This window comes from Pseudoxanthomonas koreensis (assembly GCF_041890415.1).
Taxonomy (GTDB): domain Bacteria; phylum Pseudomonadota; class Gammaproteobacteria; order Xanthomonadales; family Xanthomonadaceae; genus Pseudoxanthomonas; species Pseudoxanthomonas koreensis_A.
This window is the reverse complement of sequence record NZ_CP169056.1, coordinates 1,477,092-1,498,420: the sequence shown is the minus strand read 5'-3', so window position 1 is coordinate 1,498,420 and position 21,329 is coordinate 1,477,092. Positions and strand designations below refer to the sequence as shown.

The following is a 21,329-nucleotide window of genomic DNA, read 5'->3' as shown; positions in this document are numbered from 1 at the left end:
AGTCAGTGGGCATGTCAGTCGGGACGCACGTCCAGCAGCTCCACGTCGAACACCAGCGAGGCATGCGGTGGAATCACCCCGCCGGCGCCGCGACGCCCGTAGGCCAGCCCGGACGGCACCAGAAGCGTGCGCCGGCCGCCGACATGCATGCCCAGCACACCGTCATCCCAGCCGCGGATCACCTGGCCGGCGCCGAGCACGAAGGTGAAGGGTTCGCCGCGGTCGCGGGAGCTGTCGAACTGCTCGCCACGCTTTGCGGGCGCGCGCTCGTCGTAGAGCCAGCCGGTGTAGTGCACGGTGACCCGGCTGCGGACCGTGGCCACCGGGCCGTCCGGATCGCCCGGGTGCACCTCCACCAGTTCCAGTGCCGCCACGCTGCCGCCCGGCGGCGGGCCCGGATCGGCCTGGCAGGCGCTGAGCGCGCACAGTGCGAAGGCCAGCAGGGAGGCGAGGGTGCGGAGCTTGCGATGCATGGCACGGGACGTCGTTGGCGCGGGGCGCAAGGTTAACCCATGCCCGGACGCGGGCTATGATGCGGCGATGGCCAAGCGTCTGTTCGACCTGCGCAACGTACCCGACGACGAAGCCGACGAGGTGCGTGCGCTGCTCACCGCCCACGCGCTGGACTGGTACGAGACCAGCCCGGGGCCGTGGGGGATATCGGCCGCCGGCCTGTGGCTGCGCGACAACGACGACTACCCGCGCGCACGCCACCTGCTGGACGAGTACCAGCAGCAGCGCCGCGAACAGGCGCAGGCAGCCGGTGACCAGACCAGCTTCCAGGACCTGCTGCGGCAGCGGCCATGGTTCGTGCTGTCGCGGCTGGCGGCCATCCTGGCCCTGATCGTGCTGACCCTGGTGCTGCCCTGGCTGCTGCTGCGTTGACGCCCTGCAACCGCGGGCGCGGCCCGGCGGCTCGTACAATGTGCGCATGATCCTCAACGCCGCCGCCTACCATTTCGTGGAAATCGCCGACCCGCCCGCGCTGGCCGACTGGCTGCGGCAGCGTGCCGTTGCGGCCGGACTGCTTGGCACGGTGCTGGTGGCCGGCGAGGGCGTTAACCTGTTCCTGGCCGGCGCCGCGCCCGCCCTGCGCGAGGTCCTGGCCCAGTTGCGCCAGCGCCCCGGATTCGACGACCTGCAGGTGAAGTACAGCCACAGCCGGCACCAGCCATTCGAGCGGCTGAAGGTGAAGCTCAAGCCGGAGATCATCAGCTTCCGCCATCCGCAGGCCACGCCATTGGCCACCGGGCAGCGCGCCCCGACCGTCGACCCGCCGACGCTGGCGCGCTGGCTGGCCCAGGGCGGGCGCGATGACGCCGGCCGCCCGGTGGTGATGCTGGACACGCGCAATGCGCAGGAGGTCGAGTACGGCACCTTTGCCGGCGCACTGACCCTGCCGATCACCCGGTTCACCCAGTTGCCCGACGCCCTGGCGCCGCACCGCGCAGCGCTGGAGGACGCCACCGTGGTCAGCTTCTGCACCGGCGGCATCCGCTGCGAGAAGGCCGCCCTGTGGATGCAGCAACAGGGCATGGACAACGTGCTGCAACTGGATGGCGGGATCCTGGGCTATTTCGAACAGGTGGGCGGCCTGGGCTACGAGGGGCGGTGCTTCGTGTTCGACGCCCGCACCGCGCTCGACCCGCAGTTGCAGCCACTGTCCGACGACGCACCGGCACACGAAATACTTGCGTGCCCGGGGGCGACTGGCTAATATTCGCGCCCTCAGCTTCGTGGGGCCATAGCTCAGCTGGGAGAGCGCCTGCATGGCATGCAGGAGGTCGGCGGTTCGATCCCGCCTGGCTCCACCAATCCGGCAATGCCGGGCGAAGCGACGATTCAGTCCCCATCGTCTAGAGGCCTAGGACACTACCCTTTCACGGTAGCGACCGGGGTTCGAATCCCCGTGGGGACGCCACTCCAGCAACGCCGCGCGGTGATCGCGCGGCGGTTCTTTCCGGAACATCCGGGGCCATAGCTCAGCTGGGAGAGCGCCTGCATGGCATGCAGGAGGTCGGCGGTTCGATCCCGCCTGGCTCCACCATCACCCCGTCATCGGTCCGGCCAGCCACCTTCGGCGCACACGCCGTTGTCGTCGCTGCCGACTGCGCGCAAGAGACCGGCGCACCTGGCGGCCGCATACCGCAACCACCAGGCCGCCGATGCCTCGGCCGCCTGGACCACGACGCGCGCTGCTGGCGCTGGTAACCTGCCGGGGACCCCCGGGAGCCGCAAGGCCATACCGGTTCAAGGAGCCTTGCGATGCACCTGCGTCTCGGAATTTCAGCTTTGCTGCTGATCATGCTGGGCATGTACCCGGCAAGTGCCAGTGCCCACTTCAGCGTGGACATGAGTGATACCCACGTCTCGCGCTATGGCCCCGGCGAGATCAAGAACGCACCCTGCGGCCGCCCTGACGGCACCCGCAGCGACAATGTCTACACGTACTCGCCCGGCGAGACGATCAACGTGTCATGGATCGAATACGTCGGGCACCCCGGCTATTACCGCATCGCATTCGACAACGACGGCGACGACGGCTTCGTCAACCCTGCGAGCATCATCCCGGCGGGGCGCACCTGCAGTGCAGGGGAGCCCAACTGCGGCAAGGACGATTTCCACAACAACGACACCGTCCTGATCGACGACTTCGGCCGCCACGACGATTCACCGCACGGCAAGCGCTACTCGGTCGACGTCAAGCTGCCCGATGTGGAATGCGACAACTGCACCCTGCAGATCATCCAGCTGATGACCGAGCAGGGGAAAGCGCCGTATGACCCGTCTGCGCAGGATGCCGATGACCTCTACTACCAGTGCATCGACCTGAGGCTGAGCAGCGAAAGCGCTGGCGCGGGCGCGTGAGACCGGAGCCCTCGTGGAGGGCTCCGGAATTGGTGAGCTCACTACGCCGATGACCGATGAATGCTGGTCGCGGGCGCCGCTGCAATTCCGCCGCCGTGGTTGCGCCCGGTGAACAACCTACTGAGAGATCACAATTAGGGATGTTTATCATGGGTAGCAGGCGTAATCGTGGACGTCGCCTGCGGAATTGATCAGGGCCGGTACCTGAGTGCCTCGAGGACCAGTGAGAAGGCCTGGGATGGCTGACGTCGGCTCGGGTAGTACAGGTGGTATCCGGCAAACGGCTCGCACCATTCCTCCAGCACCCTGACCAGACGGCCATCGGCCACGGCCGGAGCGACGAGATCCTCCATCAGGCAGGCAAGGCCCATCCCGCCGATCGCGGCGTCCACCGCCACGATGGAGTCGTTCACAGTCACTTGGCCGTCGACCCGGACCTGCAGCTCGCGGCCGGCTTGCGAGAACTCCCAGTTGTAGATCGCCCCGTGCGTCGGCATGCGAAGGTTGATGCATCGATGTGTGGTGAGGTCGTCTGGGTGTGCCGGTCTGTCGTGCCGATCGAAATAGCTGGGTGAGCCGACCACCGCCAAACGCAGATCAGGGCTGATCGGCACCGCGATCATGTCCTTGGCGACCTGCTCGCCCAGGCGCACGCCGGCGTCGAAGCGGTCGGCCACGATGTCGACCAGGGTGCCGTCGGTCGACAGCTCGACATGGATGTCAGGGAACTTTGCCAATAGAGCCGTGAGGACCGGTACGAGCACCCGTTGAGCCGCATGGCGACTGGTGGATATTCGAATCGTGCCGGCAGGCTTGTCCCGCAGCTCCCCCAGCATCCCGAGCTTGGCGTCAATGTCCGCCAGTGCCGGCTTCAGCGTCGCGATGAGCTCTTCCCCCGCTACAGTGGGCGAGACGCTGCGTGTGCTTCGCATCAGGAGTCGTACTCCCAGTCGGCTTTCAAGCCGACGGATGGTGTGGCTGACCGACGATTGCGACGTTCCCAGCTTCGCCGCGGCCCTGGTGAAGCTTCGCTCCTCGGCCACGGTCAGGAACGCCACGAGGTCGGGCAGGTCGTGCCGCTCCATTGATGAATCCTTGATATAGACCCATTCTCGTTTTACTACTTTTTCAGCATCAAAGCTCGGGCGATCATGGCGCCTTGCCAGGTACTGCCGAGGAAAAACCCCGTGCCGCTGAAGCTCACCCGCACCAAGGCCGCCGTGATGGCAGCGCTGTTCGCGGTCTCGGCACAGGACGCCGGGGCCGCCGACTACCGGGCCAATCCGTTCACGCTGGCCTACGACGGTGCGATCACCGGGAACCTCCCGGGCCGGGTCAACCTCCGCCCGGTGGACTACGAGCTCGATGGCGTGCGCATCGCCGCCAATGTCTATCTGCCCGCCAGCTACGATCCCGGAAAGAACTACCCCGCCGTCGTCGTGGCGCATCCCAATGGCGGCGTCAAGGAACAGGTCGCGGGCCTGTACGCCCAGCGCCTGGCCGAGCGGGGCTACATCGCGATTGCGGCGGACGCCGCCTACCAGGGCGGCAGCGGCGGCGAGCCGCGCTACATCGACACGCCGACCCATCGGGTCGAAGACATCCACGGCATGGCCGACTTCATCTCGGGCTTCCCGGGCGTGGATGCCGACCGCCTGGGCCTGCTCGGCATCTGCGGCGGGGGCGGGTACGCCCTGAAGGCCGCGCAGACCGACAAGCGCTTCAAGGCGGTGGCCACCCTGAGCATGTTCAACTCGGGACGAGTGCGCCGGAATGGCTACATGGACTCGCAGCTGGACACCATCCCGGCGCGCCTCCGCCAGGCCTCCGATGCCCGCGCTGCGGAAGCAGCCGGCGGACAGGTGGCCTATGCCAACGATGTGCAGCTGACCGATGAACAGATCGCCGCCCTGCCGTTCGAGCTGTATCGCCAGGGACTGATGTACTACGGTCGGACCCACGCCCACCCGAATGCGTCCAGCAAATACACGATGAGCAGTCTGCTCGACCTGATGCGCTTCGATGCCACGGATCAGCTGGAGCTGATCGACCAGCCGCTGCTGATGATCGCGGGCGCCGAGGCCGACAGCCTGTACATGTCCGAAGAGGCAATCCCGCTGGCCACCGGCACGACGCGCAAGGAGCTGTTCATGATCGAGGGTGCGACGCACATCGAGACCTACTGGGTGCCCGAATACGTGGAATCGGCGATGGGCAAACTGGCGCCGTTCTACGCCGGAACGCTCGCATCGGGAGAACGGGAATGAAGAAGGTTTGGCTGCTTTCAGCCTGCGCCGCGGCCTCATTGGCGGGCGTCGTCGATGCGAACGAGCCGCCGGTCGGTCAGCAGGTGATCCGGGCCGGAACACAGGAAATCGCGTTCGGTCCGTCGGATCGCTTCACGGGAGCGGTCCGCGTCGAGCCGCTCTTTGTCGCCGATGCCGACATTCCGGTGTCGGCCGCGTACGTCACCTTCGAACCGGGCGCGCGCTCGGCCTGGCACATCCATCCCGCCGGGCAGCGTCTGGTGGTCGTATCCGGGTCCGGGCTGACGCAGGAATGGGGCAAGCCCATCCAGCAGATCCACCCGGGCGATGTGGTCATCTGCCCGCCGGGGGTCAAGCATTGGCATGGTGCCGGGCCGACCGCGCCCATGACCCATCTGGCCATCAGCCGCGTGCCCGATGGAAAGTCCGTGCAGTGGATGGAAAAGGTGGAAGCAGACCCGCAGGGCGCGTCCTTCGATCCGCCTGCCGACCAACCGCTCTCCGACAGGGAGCAGGCGATCCCGTTGATCGCAGCCGCCATGGCCACCAGCGACATGCCCGGACTCGAAAGCGCACTGAGCCGAGGTCTCGATGCTGGCCTGAGCGTCAGCGAGTCAAGGGAGATCCTCGTGCAGCTTTACGCCTACGTCGGCTTTCCGCGCAGCCTCAATGCGCTGGGGACGTTGATGAACGTGGTCGAAGAGCGCAGGCAACGAGGCATCCAGGACGCGGCGGGCCGTGAACCCGGCCGGGCGGTGCCCACCGGGGAGGCACTGCTGGCGGCGGGCAAGGCCAACCAGACCCGGATCGCCGGGGCGCCAGTCGAAGGCCCGGTGATGGACTTTGCGCCCGTCATCAACCAGTTCCTGCAGGCCCACCTGTTCGGAGACATCTTCGAGCGCGACAACCTCGACTGGAAGAGTCGTGAGCTGGCCACGGTGGGCGCATTGGCGGCCATGCCCGGTGTCGAGGCACAGCTGCGGTCGCACATGCGCGCGAGCCTGCGGGTCGGGCTGTCCGCCGGGCAGCTCCAGCATCTGGTCGCGCTGCTGGCCGAAAGCGGCGACCAGGCGGCAGCCCGGCGCGCCAGTGACGCACTGGCCCAGGCGCTGGCGCCGCCGGCAACGCCGTGATCCAGATGACGGGATCCGAATCACATCACCCAAGGAGTGCAAGCATGTCTTCTTCCCCAACCCGAGGCGGGGCGCCTCGAGCGCTGCGTTCGGCGGTCGCCACGGCACTGCTTGGTTGCGCGATAGCCGCGCAGGGCCCCGTTGCCGCCCAGGCGTTGAATGATGTCCAGCCGGCCCAGAGCCCGCTCGTTCTCAAGGCGCGCGGCAGCTTCTTCATCGGAGGCGAGCAGGTCGAGAGGTCGGCCGTCGAGCTCGGCGGTTTCGGTCCTGCAGACCGGATCACGATCAACCAGATGTACGTCGACTACATGGTGGCCGACGGCGCGGACAAGGTGCCGGTAGTTCTGGTTCACGGCGCCACGCTGACCGGAAAGTCCTACGACACAACGCCGGACGGTCGCATGGGCTGGTACGAGTACTTTGTCCGCAACGGCCATCCCACCTACGTCGTCGACCAGATCGGTCGCGGGCGCTCGGGGTTCGATGCCTCGGTCTTCAACTCCGCGCGTGCCAAGGATCTCGCGCCGGATGCGCCACCGGCCGTGCTCAGGCTGGGTGATCGGTTTGGCGCGTGGACCAATTTCCGCATCGGCCCCGAGCCGGACAGTGCCTTCCCGGAGACGAAGTTTCCGGTCGAGGCGGCTGCAGAGTTCTCCAAGCAAGGCGTTCCCGACCTGCTTGGCGCCTCGCGTGCTGCAAACCCCAACTGGAAGGCGCTCGCAGCGCTGGCGCGAGAACTCGACGGGGCAGTCCTGCTCAGTCACTCGCAGTCCGGACCGTATCCGCTGAAATCGGCGATCATCGACCCACACGGGATCCGCGCGATCGTCATGATCGAACCCGGCACTTGCGGTGCCGCGACGCACTCCGACGCGGAGATCGAATCCCTGGCAAGGATTCCGACCCTGATCGTGTTTGGCGATTACCTCGCCGCGGACACCCGGCTGCCTGCCCCGAACTGGAAGGCTCGCTTTGACGACTGCGAGCAGTTCAAGAAGCGCGTGGATGCGGCAGGGGGCGACGTACGTCTCATGACCACGACCGAGGCCGGGCTGCGGGGCAACAGTCACATGCTCATGATGGACACCAACAATCTGCAGATCGCAGACCTGATTCTCTATTGGATCAGCACGAAGAATGGCGGCGCTAGGTTCTGACGAATTGGCGCAACAGCGCGACGTTGCGCTGGAGCAAGCGGCGAACGCCGAAACCGCGCGACAAGCAGCCGATCGACGCCTGCAGGCGCTCCAAGACACTGCCCAGGCCGAACGGGAAACACTGGCGAAGCATATCCAGGCGACCGAGGACCGGGCCCATGCCGAAGTCGATCGCGCCCGGCAGTAGAGCAGGGAGTTCCAAAGCCGTCTTGCGGACCTTCAAAAGAAGCAGGCAGCGGTCCAGAAAGCGCAACTCGTGCGTTCTGGAGCAAAGCAACGCCAACGCCATGGAGGCCCAGCGGCAGGCTGAAATCCAGCAGGCCAAGGCTGAAGCACTAGCAAGACAGCTGGCGCTGATGCGCGACTTGCCGGCCGATTTGCAGGCCGCCGACGCGATGCTTGTCCAGCACCGGCCCATCGCCCCAATCCAGGCGCTGGCCAACGGCGATCATGGCCCGTGTCAGCGAGGTCGTCTCGGCGTTGTCGAGGCGGTCGCCCGCGCTGGCCGTGACGAAAGCGGCAAGCTCCAGGTCCGACAGCCTGCTTTCCATCACGTCCTGCACCAGGGCGAGGTACTGCGCGTCGTCCAGCCGTGCCCCGAACACCTTGGCGCGGAGCGCGCCTGCCGACGACGCGGGTTCCGCATGCCGCACCCGGGCGAGGGCATCGCGCATGGGATCGAGGAGCGTCCACGCGGCCTCCGACAGCGCCACCTCGTCGAGGCCGAGCCGATCGTCGACGACCACGTTCAGCGTCGCCACCAGCGTGCGCGCGCCGACGTCCAGCCTCACGCGCGTCATCGCGGCAAAGCCTTCCGAGCGGCAGACTTCGCAGTCACGGTGCATATAGACCACCGGCTGCTGGTAGGTGTCGATGCCGGCACGGGTGACGCGCAGGCGGGTGTGGCCCGGGGCCTGCGTGGTCATCTCGCATCCTCCAATCCGACTTGCTCCAGGTGCTCCGGCACGCGCGCACGCCAGCCCAGTTCACGCTGCACGCGCGCGCGCAGTGTGTCGGCTGCATCGGGCTCGCCATGGGTGAGGTACACCACGCGCGGCGCGGACGGCGCGGTGCGCATCCAGTCCAGCAACTCCCCGGCGTCGGCGTGGCCGGAGAAGCCTTCCAGCTGCACCACTTCAGCGCGGATGGGGACCTCGCGGCCGAACATGCGCAACGTGCGCTTGCCTGCCGCCAGCGCGGCACCGCGTGTTCCTCCGGCCTGGTAGCCCGCGAGCAGGATCGCGTTGCAGTCATCGGGGCCGAACGCCTCGATGTGGTGCAACACGCGCCCGCCGGTGATCATGCCGCTGGCCGAGATGATGATCATCGGCCCGCGCTGGCGGTTGAGCGCCTTCGACTCTTCTACAGTGTTGACGAAGGTGGCCACGTCGAACATCCGCTGGCAGTCCTCTTCGGACACGTGGTGCTCGGAATGGTGGGCGTGGTAGTGCCGGGTCGCGTTGATTGCCATCGGGCTGTTGAGGTAGAGCGGCACGCGAGGGATGTCCTTGCGCTCGCGCAACCGGGCGATATGCAGCATGAGCGCCTGGGCGCGACCGATGGCAAAGGCCGGAATGACGATTACGCCCCCACGGGCAGCGACGCGGCGGATGATGGGGGCCAGCTCCGCCTCCTGGTCGATCGGAACGTGTTCCCGATTGCCATATGTGGATTCGCAGACCAGTACGTCACAGGCGGGCAGGGGCGTCGGCGGATTCATCAGCGACTCTTGCTGCCGTCCCAGGTCGCCACTGAAGTGCAGGCGCTGGCCCTGGACGTCCAGGCTGACATGGGCAGCGCCCAGGATGTGGCCGGCAGGATGGAAGCGGATCGTGACGCCTGATGTGACCTCGATGTCGCGACCATAGTCATGCCCCTTGAGCTGCTTCAGGCTGCGGCGGGCGTCATCCTCGGTATAAAGCGGTCGTGGTTCCTTGTGCTTGGAGTACCCCTTGCGGGCCGCGTACTTGGCCTCCTCTTCGAGCAGGTGTCCGCTGTCGGGAAGCAGCAGGCCGCACAGGGCCACGCTGCCATGGGTGCAGTGGATCCGGCCGCGGAACCCTTGTTTGACCAGTGCGGGCAAGTAGCCAGAATGGTCCAGGTGGGCGTGGGTCAGGACCACCGCGTCGATTGATGACGGCTCGACGGGAAACGGAGCCCAGTTGCGGTCGCGCAATTGCTTGTAGCCCTGGAACAGGCCGCAGTCCACGAGCACGCGCTGACCGTTGGCCTCGACCAGGTAGCGCGATCCGGTGACGGTGCCGGCGGCACCGAGGAACTGCAGCGTCGGGCGGGAAGTCGAGGTCATGATGAGCTCCGGTTCTGGCAGGAAGTGAGGGCGGACAGCGGGCGCACGTCCGGCGCAGATTGCGCCGGACGCGTGGCTTGCTCACGGTCGAATCAGCTCGACGATGTCATTGACCTTGGGCGTTCCGGAGATCACTTCAGCGTCTGCGTAGTGGTCGTCGAACAGCCCGGTGATGCGCACCTGACCGACGGCTTCCCGGCGAAAGCGCGGCCCGATATCCCGAGGACCGCGGTTACGGCGCTTGTGCCGGATCACATCCAGCACCTGGTCGACCTGGGCTCCGTCGGCCTTGCCGACGCAGACCACCAGTGTGTCGTCCTGCGTCTCCAGAACCTGGCCGCGCATCAACACGTTGTGGCGGAACCCGCCTTCGCCCGCGGAAGCAACCCCCGGCAGTGCGAAGGAGAAGGCGAAGGCGCCCGCCAGCGCCAGCGCGGCGAACCAGCGATTGGGATTGGTGCGTGGGCCAGAAAAACAGGCGGCATGTGTGACGTTGTTCATTGTGTGGACTCCTTGCATGGATGTGAGGCGAAACAGCGAGACTGCTAGAGCACGAAGGGATGGAACACGACGGTCGGCCTTCATCGGGCTTCCCCCGCCGATCGGACAGGACCGCGCCGGCGTCGCGGTATGAAGGCCGGCACCTCCTGCATATAGCTCACGTAGTCCTCGCCGAAGCGGCTCAGACAATCCCTCTCCTCACGACGCGCGAGGCGGGCATAGGCCCACACCAGCACCGGATAGCTGACGAGCGTGAGCAGCGTGGGCCACTGCAGCAGGAAGCCGGTCAGCACCAGCACGAAGGCAACGTACTGCGGGTGGCGCATGCGCGCATACACGCCCTCACGGGCAAGCCGACCCTCTCGCTGTGCCCGATACAGCACGGGCCAGGCGGTCGACAACAACCAGAACCCTCCGCCGATAAACACGAAACTCGCGATGTGGAATGGACCGAAATGCGGATTGGCGCGCCAGCCGAACCACATCTCCAGCAGATGGCCGGCGTCGTGGCTGAGCCAGTTGACCTGCGGATAGTTGGCGCTGAGCCACCCGCCCAGGACGTACAGCGTCAGCGGGAAGCCATACATTTCCGCGAACAGGGCCACGACGAATGCGGAGAACATCCCGAACCCCCGCCAGTCCCACCGCGTCAACGGCTTGTAGAAGCTCCAGGCGAAGAAGATGAAGAAGGCGGCGTTGATGGCGGCGAGGAGCCAGAGACCGTAGCCAGCGTCAGATGCGTGCATGTCATTGCCCTCCGTTCGATGTGTCGGACGTTTCGTCGGTCAGCGCCCGCTTGCTGCCGCCATGGCCCCCATTGGATGAGTCGACGGCATTGCCGCCTTGTCCATGTCCTCCATGTCCGCCATGTCCTTTGTGCATGAACACATGCATGAGGGGGCACAACAGCAGGATGGCCAATGGCAACCAGCGGAGTGTTCCAGCAAGGTGGGCGCGATGCTCGACGCCAAGATAGAAGACGGCGAGCGCAAGGAAAATCCAGAAGACCCAACGTCCGGACCCCGACGTGGTTGGAGAGCGGGGGGCAGTCATGGCAAATCCTGAGTGAGGCGTCCGAGAAGGCGTCGCGGGGTGGACCTGACGAACTTGCCGCCTTCTGTCGCGGCAACGGCTTCGATCAATGCGCAGACGTCATTGCCAGTCGGAATGGAGTCCGGAAGCTTCGCCCAGGCGTGGATGGCACGCTCCATCCGCTCGTGCATGGCGAGCAGCCTGTCCAGTTGTTGGCGGGTGTCGTCAAGCCTGCGCCGGATGATGTCCCGCACAAGCGGGCAGGGACTATGCCGCTGCAGGCTGTGGCGGATGATTTCCTCGATTTCGGCCAGCGTGAAACCAAGCTGCTGTGCCGTGCGAATGAAGTGCAGGCGCTGGAGCTCCGAAGCCGAGAAGAGCTGATACCCGCCCTCGGTGTGCGTGGCCGCCTGTAGGAGGCCGCGCCGCAGATAGTTGCGGACCACATGCACCGTGACGTCGCCCTGCTGTGCCAGCTGGCGTACCGTCATCAGCGGCGGCGCTGCTTCGTCTTTGCCCATCATTGGCGCGCTCCAGGAAAGATGGTGATCACGCTAGACCTGTGTCCCGCACACAGGTCAAGCTCGGCTGACACGCCTCCATCCACACCAAGGCATCGAGTGCTCCCGCAGCGATAATCTTGGGTCAACGCACACGCGGACCGCCTTTGCCCTGGCGCGTTGAAGGTCGGCCACATCACGACACGTCCGCCGGCAGCGCAGCAGGTGTTGGCCGCTTCCTGGCCAGCTGCCGCTGCTTGATCAACGAGTACAGCGCCGGGATGACCACCAGCGTCAGCACCGTGGACGAGACCATGCCGCCCACCATCGGCGCGGCGATGCGGCGCATGACCTCCGAGCCTGTGCCGCTGCTCCACATGATCGGCAGCAGGCCGGCCATGATCGCGACCACGGTCATCATCTTCGGGCGCACGCGGTCGACCGCGCCTTCGATGATCGCCTCGCGCAGGTCGCCGGCATCCAGCGAGCGGCCTTCGGCTTGGCGCTGCGCGGCGCGAGCCTCCAGCGCGTGGTCGAGATAGATCAGCATCACCACGCCGGTTTCCGCGGCGACGCCGGCCAGCGCGATGAAGCCGACGATCACGGCGACGCTGACGTTGTAGTTGAGCAGCCACATCAGCCACACACCGCCGACCAGCGCGAACGGCACCGACAACATCACGATCAACGACTCAGTGACGCGGCGGAAGTTGAGGTACAGCAGCAGGAAGATCAGCGCCAACGTCACCGGGACGACGACGCGCATCTTTTCGGCGGCACGCTGCATGTACTCGTATTGACCGCTCCAGGTCACGTAGTAGCCCGGTGGGAACTGCACCTGTTCGGTGACCGCTTCCTGCGCCGCCTTCACGTAGCGGCCCAAATCGCTCTGACGCGTATCGACGTAGATGTAGGCCGCCAGCATCGCGTTCTCGGTGCGGATGCTCGGCGCCCCTTTCCTGACCTCGATCCGCGCCAACTCGCCGAGGGGCACCTGCGCGCCGCCGGGCACGGGCACCAGGACTTGGCTGCCGATACGGTGCGGGTTGTCTCGCAGCTCGCGTGGATAGCGCACGATCGCGCTGAAGCGTTCGCGGCCCTGCAGGATGGTGGTGACGATCTCGCCGCCCAGCGCGGCCGCCACCACGTCCTGCACCTCGCCCAGGGTCACGCCGTACTGGGCCAGGCTGCCAAGGTCGGGGGTGATGTCGAGGTAGTAGGCGCCGGTCAGGCGCTCGGCGAACGCGCTGGTCGTCCCCGGCACTTCGCGCACAACGGCTTCGATCTCGGTGGCCAGCGCGTCGAGTTGCTCAAGATCCGTGCCGAACAACTTGATGCCCACGGGCGTGCGGATGCCGGTGGCCAGCATGTCGGTGCGGGCCTTGATCGGCATCGTCCAGGAGTTGGCCACGCCCGGGAACTTCAGCGCCTCGTCCATCTCCGCGATCAACTTGTCGGTGGTCATGCCGTCCCGCCACTCGTCCTCGGGCTTGAGGTTGATGACGGTTTCGAACATCTCCAAAGGTGCAGGATCGGTGGCGGTCAGGGCGCGGCCCGCCTTGCCGAACACCGACTCCACCTCCGGGAAGCCCTTGATGATCCGGTCCTGCTGCTGCAGCAGCTCCGACGCCTTGGTCACCGACATGCCCGGCAGCGACGCTGGCATGTACAGGAGGGTGCCCTCGTTGAGCGTGGGCATGAACTCGCTGCCCAGGCGTGACGCCGGCCACAGGCTGGCGAACAGGGCGACCAGCGCGATCGCGATCGTGGCCATGCGGTACCGCAGCACGACGTCGATCACGGGCCGATAGGCCGCGACCAGGAACCGGTTCACCGGGTTCTTCTGCTCGGGCATGATCTTGCCGCGCACGAACAGGAGCATGAGCACCGGCACCAAGGTCACCGAAAGCAGCGCACCACCGGCCATGGCGAAGGTCTTGGTGAAGGCCAGCGGCTTGAACAGGCGGCCTTCCTGCGCCTCCAGGGCGAACACCGGAAGGAACGAGACGGTGATGATCATCAGGCTGAAGAACAGCGCCGGCCCGACCTCCCGGCAGGCGTCGATGATCAGCTGGGCTCGGCTTCGGGAGCCGTCGGAGCGCTCGATGTGCTTGTGCGCGTTCTCGATCATCACGATCGCCGCATCGACCATCACGCCGATCGAGATCGCGATGCCGCCCAAGCTCATGATGTTGGAGTTCATGCCGAGCGCACGCATCGCGATGACTGCGATCAGCACGCCGACCGGTAGCATGACGATCGCGACCAGCGCGCTGCGCGCATGGAACAGGAACAGCAGGCAAACCAGCGCGACGATCAGGCTCTCCTCGAGCAAGGTCGTGCGCAGCGTCTTGATCGCACGCACGATGAGATCTGACCGGTCGTAGACCGCCTGGACGCTGACGCCTTCGGGCAAGCCGCGTGCAAGTTCCGCGATCTTGTCCTTTACCCCGCCGATCACGGCCAGGGCGTTCTCGCCGAACCGCGCAATGACGATCCCCGCCACGACGTCGCCTTCGCCGTCCAGGTCGGCGATGCCACGGCGCTCGTCGGGCACCAGTTCGACCCGGGCGACGTCGCCGATCAGCACCGGTGCGCCGCCTTCGGCGCGCAGCACCAGGCTCTCGATGTCCTCGATGCCGCGCAGGTAGCCACGTCCCCGGACCATGTACTCGGTCTCGGCCATTTCGATCACGCGGCCGCCGACGTCGCGGTTGCTCGCGGCGATCACCTCGGACACCCGCGAAATCGGGATGTCGAACTCGCGCAGGCGCACGGGGTCGACGGTGATCGAGTATTGCCGCACGAAGCCGCCGACGCTGGCGACCTCGGCCACGCCAGGCGCGGTGGTGAGCTGGTAACGCAGGTACCAGTCCTGCATGGCGCGCAGCTCGTCCAGCGAATGGCGGTCGCTCTGCAGCACGTACTGGTAGACCCAGCCCACGCCCGAGGCATCGGGTCCCAGCGCAGGTGCCACGCCGGCCGGCAGGTTCTTCGACGCCACGTTGAGGTTTTCGAGCACGCGCGAGCGCGCCCAGTACAGGTCCGTGCCTTCCTCGAAGATGACGTAGATGAAGGAGGCGCCGAAGAACGAGAACCCGCGGACGTCCTTCGACTTCGGCGTCGCGAGCAAGGCGCTGGTCAGTGGATAGGTGACCTGGTCCTCGACCACCTGGGGTGCCTGCCCCGGGTACTCGGTGAACACGATCACCTGCACGTCCGACAGGTCCGGCTGTGCGTCCAGCGGCGTGTTCATCAGCGCATAGATGCCACCGGCGACGATTGCCAGCGTCATCACCAGGACCAGGAAGACGTTGCGTACCGACCACTCGATGAGGCGACCAAGCATGTCAGTGCCCCTCGTGGCCGGTGGCGGAGGGCGGAGCCTCCTCCGGGGTGGCCGGCATCGAATGACCCGCGTGCGGATCAGCGGCTTCGTCACCATGGCCTGCGTGCGGGTCGGAGGCGCCATCACCGGACCCGGGCTGCGGATCCTCGCCGGTGCCCGAGGGCACCCCGTGTCCTGCGTGTCCCTCAAGTCCCTCGAGTGCCGACTGCAGGTTGCTTTCGGCGTCGATCAGGAAGTTGGCGGAGACCACGACCTGTTCGCCCTCGGCCAAGCCGTCGAGGATCTCGATCCGGTCACCGCCGCGCCGACCCAGGGTGACATCGCGCGGAGCAAAACGGCCGGGACCGGTCTCGACCAGCACCACCTGGCGCGTGCCGCTGTCGAGCACGGCCGAACGCGGAACGGTCAGGACCGGCCCGGCCCCCGGCTCCTCGAGCAGCACGGTGCCGTAGAGTCCCGGCCGCAGGTCGCCAGCGGGGTTGGGCAGGGCGATGCGCACGTCCACGGTGCGCGTCATCGCATCGATGACGGGCTGCACGAAGGTGACCTCGCCCTCGGCCACCTGGCCGGGCAGGGCCACGGTTTCAAACCGGGCCGGCTGGCCGGGCTGGATGCCCGCGGCCTGCGCTGCCGGCACCTTGGCGATCACCCACACCGTCGACAGGTCGGCCAGGCGCAGGATGGTCTCGCCGGGCTCGAATCGCGCGCCCTGGACCACCGGCTTCTCGATCACGACCGCGTCCGCGGGTGCGGTGAGCACCAGGCCCGTCTTGCCCAGCTGCGCGTCGCTGATTTCCCAGTTGCGCAGGCGGGTGCGTGCGGCATCGCGCAGCCGGATCATCGACGCCGCGCTGGCGGGGTCGGAGGCCGCCAGCCTGCGAGCCGTCTCGTCGGCCAGCCGGTATTCCTGCTGCGCCGCGGCCAGCTGCGGGCTGTAGACGGAAAGCAGCGGCTGCCCGGCGCGGACCCGCATGCCGGTCTGGTTCGCGTACAGCCGCTCCACCCAGCCTTCGAAGCGCGGCGCGATCGCGTACTGCCGGGTCTCGTCGACTTCGACCGTGCCGCTGGTGCGCACGGTGGCGGACAGGGCGCCGCGCTTGACCGCTTCGGTGCGCACGCCCAGCGCCTGCACCTTGTCGGGCGGCATCACCACCGTGCCCGGCTCCGCCGGCGGTGCGTCGTCGGCATAGACCGGCACGTAGTCCATGCCCATCGGGTCCTTCTTGGGCACCGGCGAGGTGTCGGGCAGGCCCATGGGATTGCGGTAATAGAGCACCTTGCGTTCGCCGGCGGGCGCCTCAACCGACGTGCCCGCGGTCGGGGAATGGTTCGTGGCACGGCCGGCCATCCAGCCGACGGCGAGGGCGGCGAGTGCGACGCCGATGGCGAGCGACAGGGTCTGGACACGGGTCATCGGATCTCTCCTTCGATGGCGCGCACGGCGGCGGCGCCCAACAGTTCGTCACGCAGTGCATCGACCCGTGCGAGGTCGGCGCCCTGCCATTCATTGAGTGCTTCGAGCAGCGTCCCGAAGTCGACTTCGCCGACCTGGTAGCTGGCCAGGGCGGATTGCCAGGTGGCGTCGGCCTGCGGCAGCAGCGTGTTCTCGATCAGCTCGCGACGTTCGCGTGCGCTGGTCCATTGCGACCAGGCGGAGGCGCCGCGTTCCTCCACGGCCCGCAGCGTGGCGTCCCTGCGGGCGAGCGCTGCTTCTTCGAGCAGGCGCGATTCGCGCTCGCGTTCGCGGCGTGCACGCTGCTGGAACGGGATCTCCACCTCCAGCATCAGTTCGGTGCTCTCGATACCGTTGCCGAGCTGCATCACACCGACGCCCACGGTGATGTCGGGAAAGCGGTTGCGACGCTGCAGCTCGACGTTTGTGCGCGCCGCCTCGGCACGGGCCTGCTGCGAGCGCACCGCGGGATGCGCATCGGCGCCATCCAGTGCCTCGGCAAGCGAAGCGCTGTGGACGGCGAGGCGCGGCGCCTCGTCGGGAGTCGCCAGCGGTGCATCGAACCGGCGCCCCAGCACCGCGTTCAAGGTGGCGACCGCCTCCTGCTTGGTCGCGAGGCGTTCGATTCGCTCGCGCTGGAGGCTGGTCTGCTCGACCTGGGCGCGGATGGCATCCTGCTGCGCCGCGCGGCCCAGGGCGTAGCGTACGCCGGCCATCTCTTCGACCTGGCGGAGCAGGGCGATGCGGCGATCGAGCACGGCCACCGCCTGGTCGGCATGCCAGTAGCGTGCGTAGGCCACCTCGGCATCGGACAGCAGGTCTCGCGAAGTGGTGAGACGAGCGAGCCCGGCCGCGACGGCGTCCTGGCTGGCCGCGGTCCGCGCCAGGCCACGCTTGCCCCAGAGCGGGAAGCGCTGGCGCAGCGCGTAGTCGACTTCGCGGTCGGCACCGGCGCTGCGCCAGGGCTTGTCCGGATCGAGGCCACGGAATCCAAGGGAGGCGGTCGGGTCCGGCAGGGCGCCTGCCGGCTGGATCCGTGCTTCGGCGGCCTGGGCCTCGAAGTCCATGGCCTGCAGCTCGGGGTTGTGTTCGAGAACCCAGGCGCGGATCGACTCGAGGCTGTGCCCCGGGATGGGTTCGGTTGCGGCCACGGGCAGCGCCAGTGCTAACCAGGTGCCGGCGAGCACGTATACAAACAGGTGCCGGAGCGGTGGCCGACGGCGGAACAGCGGACGAGGGTGCAGGCGCCTGGCCTGCAGTCGGTCGAACAGGGATGCCATATCAGTGTCCTTGGGCCGACACGACGCAGGTCGTTCGGACGAGGCAGGAACACATGCCGCGACGCGCACGGCACGAACGCACAGCACCGCACAGGCGTGCGGAGCAGTCAGCGCTCGGGCATCAGATCAGCAGGAGGGCCGCGGGATGGGCGGTTGGGCGGTGCCAGGAAGGCCTGGGTGGCGAATCCACCCATGTGGACGTGACACCCGGCGCACCATCCCCACTCTCGGCGACTGCGAACCAAGAGAACCATGCTCCGACAAGGAGCGGCGGAATCGAAGGGATGCGCCCACTGTCCGCCGAGATGTCACCCTCGGTGCAGTGCGCGTCGCACAGGGCCTTGCTCGCCGGGGGGAGCTCGGCATCGCAACCGTGGCCATGGTCGTGACCGGTGTCGCTGGCGGCAGCGACAAAAGCCGCCGGCGTACCTGGGAGATCCAGGCACTCGCCATGGCCGGCCAAAGCGAACTGGGACCAGAGCAGCGCCGCCATCGCCAGGAGGACGGTGCGTTGGAACCAGCTACGGTGGCGACGGCGGATCATGACTTGAGCTTACCCCTTGTCCGGTCCGATGCAACTGACCCAGGTCAATCCCGGGCCAGACCACGCGCTTGGACCGGTGGGGTCGCCTTCGGCGTCGCCGGACCTGTGGCCGACTTGGCCAGGCGAAGCGCATTGGCCACCACCGACACCGAGCTCAGGCTCATCGCAAGCGCCGCGACCATCGGGCTCAGCAGGATCCCGAACGCGGGATAGAGCACCCCGGCCGCGACCGGAACCCCCAGCGCGTTATAGATGAACGCGAAAGTGAGGTTCTGCTTCATGTTGGCCACGGTGGCCTGGGAGATCTTCCGTGCGCGCAGGATGCCGCGCAGGTCGCCCTTGACCAGGGTGATCTGGGCGCTCGACATCGCGACGTCGGTGCCCGTGCCCATGGCGATCCCGACGTCGGCCGCGGCCAGCGCCGGCGCATCGTTGATGCCGTCGCCCGCCATCGCCACCCGCCGGCCTTCGCGCTTGAGGCGCTGCACCAGTTCGGCCTTGTCCTCCGGGCGGACCTCGCCATGCACCTCGTCCAGGCCCAGCTCGGTGGCCACGGCGCGTGCGGTGGTGAGCCCGTCGCCGGTGGCCATGATGATGCGCAGCCCGGCCGCGTGCAGCTCGTTGACGGCGGCCGCGGCCGAGGGCTTGATCGGGTCGGCGACCGCGACCAGTCCGGCCAGGCGCCCGTCGACGGCGAGGAACATGGCGCTCGCACCCTCGCGGCGCATGCGCTCCGCCACGTCCACATGCGTGCCAGGGTTCGCGCGAAGATCCTCCATGAGTGCGGTATTGCCCAGCGCCAGTTCGTGGCCCGCCACGGTCCCGCGCACACCCATGCCGGTCACCGAGTCGAAGTCCTCCACGCGGTCGAACTCGAAGTTCCGGCGCCGGGCCTCGGCGACGATGGCGTCGGCCAGCGGGTGCTCGCTGCCCTGGTCCAGGCTGGCCGCAAGGTGCAACACCTGGTCGGCGTCGAAGCCCTCGAAGGCCACCACTTCACTGAAGGCCGGGCGCCCTTCGGTGAGCGTGCCGGTCTTGTCGACGATCAGGGTGTCGATGCGGCGCATGTGTTCGATGGCCTCGGCATCGCGGAACAGCACGCCCACCTGTGCCGCCTTGCCGGTGGCGACCATGATCGACATCGGCGTCGCCAGGCCCAGCGCGCAGGGGCAGGCGATGATCAGCACCGAAACCGCGTTCAGGATGGCATAGGTCCAGGACGGGTCCGGGCCGAAGAATCCCCAGATGAAAAAGGTCGCGACCGCGATCGCCAGCACCGCGAGCACGAACCAGTACGCGACGGTGTCCGCCATCCGCTGCATCGGCGCACGGGAGCGCTGCGCCTGCGCGACCAGCTGCACGATCTGCGACAGCACGGTATCGGACCCCACCCTGGCGGCGCGGATCACCAGCGCACCGGTACCGTTCTGGGTTGCTCCGATAACCCGGTCGCCCGCGGTCTTCTCGACCGGGATCGGTTCGCCCGTGAGCATCGACTCGTCTACGCTGGAGCGGCCTTCCACCACTTCGCCATCCACCGGCACCTTCTCGCCGGGACGCACGCGCAGGTGGTCGCCTACGTGCACGTGGGTCAGCGGGATGTCCTCCTCGGTGCCGTCGGGATTGAGCCGCCGGGCTTCCTTCGGCGCCAGGCCGAGCAGGCCCTTGATCGCCGCGGATGTTTTCGAGCGCGCCCGCAGTTCCAGCATCTGGCCGAGCAGGGTCAGCGAAACGATCACCGCCGCCGCCTCGTAGTACACGCCGACGCGGCCGTGCTCGTTGAACGAGGCCGGGAACAGCCCGGGTGCCAGGGTAGCGACCAGGCTGTAGCCAAAGGCGGCCGCGACGCCGATCCCGATGAGCGTGAACATGTTCGGGTGGAGATTGCGGATCGACTGCACACAGCGTTCGAAGAACGGCCAGCCGGCCCACAGCACGACCGGCGTGGTCAGCACCAGCTCGACCCAGGTCTGCGCGTGGATCGACAGCGGCAGGATCTGCACGCCGCCCAGCACGACACGTGGGAGGTGCTGGCCGAACATGGCCAGCACGAGCGTCACCGCCGTCAGCGGAAGCGTCCACCAGAAGCGCCGACTGAAGTCGACGAGCTCCGGGTTCTCCTCGTCGTCAAGCCCGGGCATCTCCGGTTCCAGAGCCATGCCGCAGAGCGGGCAGGTACCGGGGTGGTCCTGGCGGACTTCGGGATGCATCGGGCAGATGTACATGGCGCCCGGAACCGCGGCCGCAGGCTCGATCGGCCCAGGTGCGAGGTACTTCCCGGGGTCGGCAACGAACTTCGTGCGGCAACCGGCCGAGCAGAAGTGGTACGTCGTGCCGGCGTTTACGGCGTGGTGGGGCGAGGTCTTCGGATCGACGTTCATGCCGCAGACCGGATCCTTCACCGTTCCGGGAGGCGCGGAGGGCGGACCGCCTTCAGGCGCGTGCCCGGCAGTGCTGCCGCCATGTCCGTGTGCCTGCTGATGTGTGTGCGTGTTCATGCGTCTTCCTTCGACAAGGCACCCAGGATCGGGCAGTCCTGGATGCCGCCGTGACCCGGGCAGGCAGTGACCAGTTGGCGTAGCCCATCGCGAATGCGTGTGAGTTCATCCAGCTTGCGCTCGACGTCGGCGAGGCGTGCCGCCGCCGACGCGCGCACCGCCGCCATGTCCTCGCCCGACCGCCCGGAGAGCTGCAGCAGCTCGCTGATCTCGCGCAGCGTGAAGCCGAGCGCCTTGGCGCGACGCACGAAATGCAGGCGCGCCACGTCGGCGTCGCCGTAGGATCGATATCCCGAATTGCGACGGGCAGGGGCGGGCAGGATGCCGTGGCTCTCGTAGTAGCGGATCGTGTCGATGGGCACGTGTGTCCGCTTGGCGAGTTGACCTATCTGCATGGTGGGCGCTCCGCTAGACCAGATTCCGAGTGTGTGCCCTTGAC

At 67.3% G+C, this 21,329-nt stretch carries 20 protein-coding genes, 3 tRNA genes and 1 pseudogene; 10 read left to right on the top strand and 14 right to left on the bottom strand.

Going from position 1 to position 21,329, the window contains the following annotated elements:
- Positions 1 to 14: 14 nt before the first annotated feature.
- Positions 15 to 473: an FKBP-type peptidyl-prolyl cis-trans isomerase gene (locus tag ACEJ41_RS06840; protein WP_374011551.1), complete on the bottom strand. Its 459-nt coding sequence runs from the start codon at positions 471 to 473 to the stop codon at positions 15 to 17.
- Positions 474 to 540: 67 nt separating this feature from the next.
- On the opposite strand from ACEJ41_RS06840, the gene ACEJ41_RS06835 reads away from it, so the two are divergent.
- The 6 genes from ACEJ41_RS06835 to ACEJ41_RS06810 all read left to right on the top strand — a co-directional run bounded on the left by ACEJ41_RS06835 (position 541) and on the right by ACEJ41_RS06810 (position 2,868).
- The gene (locus tag ACEJ41_RS06835) at positions 541 to 885 is read left to right on the top strand and encodes a DUF6164 family protein (protein ID WP_374011550.1); all 345 of its coding nucleotides are present in this window, start codon (positions 541 to 543) and stop codon (positions 883 to 885) included.
- Positions 886 to 931: 46 nt separating this feature from the next.
- Positions 932 to 1,717 carry a sulfurtransferase gene (locus tag ACEJ41_RS06830; protein WP_374011549.1) on the top strand — a complete coding sequence of 262 codons (786 nt, stop codon included), beginning with the start codon at positions 932 to 934 and terminating at the stop codon, positions 1,715 to 1,717.
- Positions 1,718 to 1,738: 21 nt separating this feature from the next.
- A tRNA-Ala gene (locus tag ACEJ41_RS06825) sits at positions 1,739 to 1,814 on the top strand.
- A 31-nt stretch (positions 1,815 to 1,845) separates the two neighbouring features.
- Positions 1,846 to 1,921: transfer RNA gene (locus ACEJ41_RS06820), tRNA-Glu, on the top strand.
- 50 nt (positions 1,922 to 1,971) lie between these two features.
- Positions 1,972 to 2,047: transfer RNA gene (locus ACEJ41_RS06815), tRNA-Ala, on the top strand.
- 218 nt (positions 2,048 to 2,265) lie between these two features.
- A complete protein-coding gene (locus tag ACEJ41_RS06810; protein WP_374011548.1) occupies positions 2,266 to 2,868 on the top strand; it encodes an SCE4755 family polysaccharide monooxygenase-like protein in 603 nt (200 codons plus the stop codon).
- 191 nt (positions 2,869 to 3,059) lie between these two features.
- Here the strand turns inward: ACEJ41_RS06810 and ACEJ41_RS06805 are convergent, their stop codons facing one another.
- Entirely contained in the window at positions 3,060 to 3,953 is an 894-nt protein-coding gene (locus ACEJ41_RS06805; RefSeq protein WP_374011547.1) for a LysR family transcriptional regulator, read from the bottom strand.
- Between the two features lie 102 nt (positions 3,954 to 4,055).
- On the opposite strand from ACEJ41_RS06805, the gene ACEJ41_RS06800 reads away from it, so the two are divergent.
- The 4 genes and pseudogenes from ACEJ41_RS06800 to ACEJ41_RS06785 all read left to right on the top strand — a co-directional run bounded on the left by ACEJ41_RS06800 (position 4,056) and on the right by ACEJ41_RS06785 (position 7,425).
- Positions 4,056 to 5,135: an alpha/beta hydrolase gene (locus tag ACEJ41_RS06800; protein WP_374011546.1), complete on the top strand. Its 1,080-nt coding sequence runs from the start codon at positions 4,056 to 4,058 to the stop codon at positions 5,133 to 5,135.
- Positions 5,132 to 5,584, top strand: a pseudogene (locus tag ACEJ41_RS06795) (cupin domain-containing protein); the annotation flags it as partial. The gene ACEJ41_RS06800 and the pseudogene ACEJ41_RS06795, both read left to right, overlap by 4 nt.
- Entirely contained in the window at positions 5,573 to 6,268 is a 696-nt protein-coding gene (locus ACEJ41_RS06790) for a carboxymuconolactone decarboxylase family protein (RefSeq protein ID WP_374014088.1), read from the top strand. The pseudogene ACEJ41_RS06795 and the gene ACEJ41_RS06790, both read left to right, overlap by 12 nt.
- Positions 6,269 to 6,312: 44 nt before the next feature.
- Positions 6,313 to 7,425 (top strand): hypothetical protein, encoded by a 1,113-nt coding sequence (locus ACEJ41_RS06785; RefSeq protein WP_374011545.1) that lies wholly within the window; start codon positions 6,313 to 6,315, stop codon positions 7,423 to 7,425.
- On the opposite strand, the gene ACEJ41_RS06780 is transcribed toward ACEJ41_RS06785, so the two are convergent.
- The 12 genes from ACEJ41_RS06780 to ACEJ41_RS06725 all read right to left on the bottom strand — a co-directional run bounded on the left by ACEJ41_RS06780 (position 7,415) and on the right by ACEJ41_RS06725 (position 21,285).
- Positions 7,415 to 7,714 (bottom strand): hypothetical protein, encoded by a 300-nt coding sequence (locus ACEJ41_RS06780; RefSeq protein WP_374011544.1) that lies wholly within the window; start codon positions 7,712 to 7,714, stop codon positions 7,415 to 7,417. The genes ACEJ41_RS06785 and ACEJ41_RS06780 overlap by 11 nt on opposite strands.
- A 46-nt stretch (positions 7,715 to 7,760) precedes the next feature.
- Complete coding sequence (locus ACEJ41_RS06775; RefSeq protein ID WP_374011543.1) at positions 7,761 to 8,351, bottom strand: hypothetical protein; 591 nt, start codon at positions 8,349 to 8,351, stop codon at positions 7,761 to 7,763.
- Positions 8,348 to 9,733 carry an MBL fold metallo-hydrolase RNA specificity domain-containing protein gene (locus ACEJ41_RS06770; protein ID WP_374014015.1) on the bottom strand — a complete coding sequence of 462 codons (1,386 nt, stop codon included), beginning with the start codon at positions 9,731 to 9,733 and terminating at the stop codon, positions 8,348 to 8,350. Before ACEJ41_RS06770 ends, ACEJ41_RS06775 begins: the two co-directional genes overlap by 4 nt.
- Positions 9,734 to 9,814: 81 nt before the next feature.
- On the bottom strand, positions 9,815 to 10,234 hold the full coding sequence (locus ACEJ41_RS06765) for a hypothetical protein (RefSeq protein ID WP_066922009.1): 420 nt from the start codon (positions 10,232 to 10,234) through the stop codon (positions 9,815 to 9,817).
- 80 nt (positions 10,235 to 10,314) lie between these two features.
- Positions 10,315 to 10,980 carry an isoprenylcysteine carboxylmethyltransferase family protein gene (locus ACEJ41_RS06760; RefSeq protein WP_374014014.1) on the bottom strand — a complete coding sequence of 222 codons (666 nt, stop codon included), beginning with the start codon at positions 10,978 to 10,980 and terminating at the stop codon, positions 10,315 to 10,317.
- 1 nt (position 10,981) lies between these two features.
- Positions 10,982 to 11,287 (bottom strand): DUF2933 domain-containing protein, encoded by a 306-nt coding sequence (locus ACEJ41_RS06755; RefSeq protein ID WP_374014013.1) that lies wholly within the window; start codon positions 11,285 to 11,287, stop codon positions 10,982 to 10,984.
- Positions 11,284 to 11,790 carry a MerR family transcriptional regulator gene (locus tag ACEJ41_RS06750; RefSeq protein ID WP_066922005.1) on the bottom strand — a complete coding sequence of 169 codons (507 nt, stop codon included), beginning with the start codon at positions 11,788 to 11,790 and terminating at the stop codon, positions 11,284 to 11,286. Before ACEJ41_RS06750 ends, ACEJ41_RS06755 begins: the two co-directional genes overlap by 4 nt.
- A gap of 172 nt (positions 11,791 to 11,962) precedes the next feature.
- Positions 11,963 to 15,115 carry an efflux RND transporter permease subunit gene (locus ACEJ41_RS06745; protein WP_374014012.1) on the bottom strand — a complete coding sequence of 1,051 codons (3,153 nt, stop codon included), beginning with the start codon at positions 15,113 to 15,115 and terminating at the stop codon, positions 11,963 to 11,965.
- 1 nt (position 15,116) lies between these two features.
- Positions 15,117 to 16,529: an efflux RND transporter periplasmic adaptor subunit gene (locus ACEJ41_RS06740; protein WP_374014011.1), complete on the bottom strand. Its 1,413-nt coding sequence runs from the start codon at positions 16,527 to 16,529 to the stop codon at positions 15,117 to 15,119.
- Complete coding sequence (locus ACEJ41_RS06735) at positions 16,526 to 17,848, bottom strand: TolC family protein (RefSeq protein ID WP_374014010.1); 1,323 nt, start codon at positions 17,846 to 17,848, stop codon at positions 16,526 to 16,528. Before ACEJ41_RS06735 ends, ACEJ41_RS06740 begins: the two co-directional genes overlap by 4 nt.
- Positions 17,849 to 18,436: 588 nt before the next feature.
- Positions 18,437 to 20,890, bottom strand: coding sequence for a heavy metal translocating P-type ATPase (locus tag ACEJ41_RS06730; protein WP_374014009.1), 2,454 nt, complete (start codon positions 20,888 to 20,890; stop codon positions 18,437 to 18,439).
- Positions 20,887 to 21,285: a heavy metal-responsive transcriptional regulator gene (locus tag ACEJ41_RS06725; RefSeq protein ID WP_024889948.1), complete on the bottom strand. Its 399-nt coding sequence runs from the start codon at positions 21,283 to 21,285 to the stop codon at positions 20,887 to 20,889. The genes ACEJ41_RS06730 and ACEJ41_RS06725 overlap by 4 nt, the downstream gene beginning before the upstream one ends.
- Positions 21,286 to 21,329 lie beyond the last annotated feature (44 nt).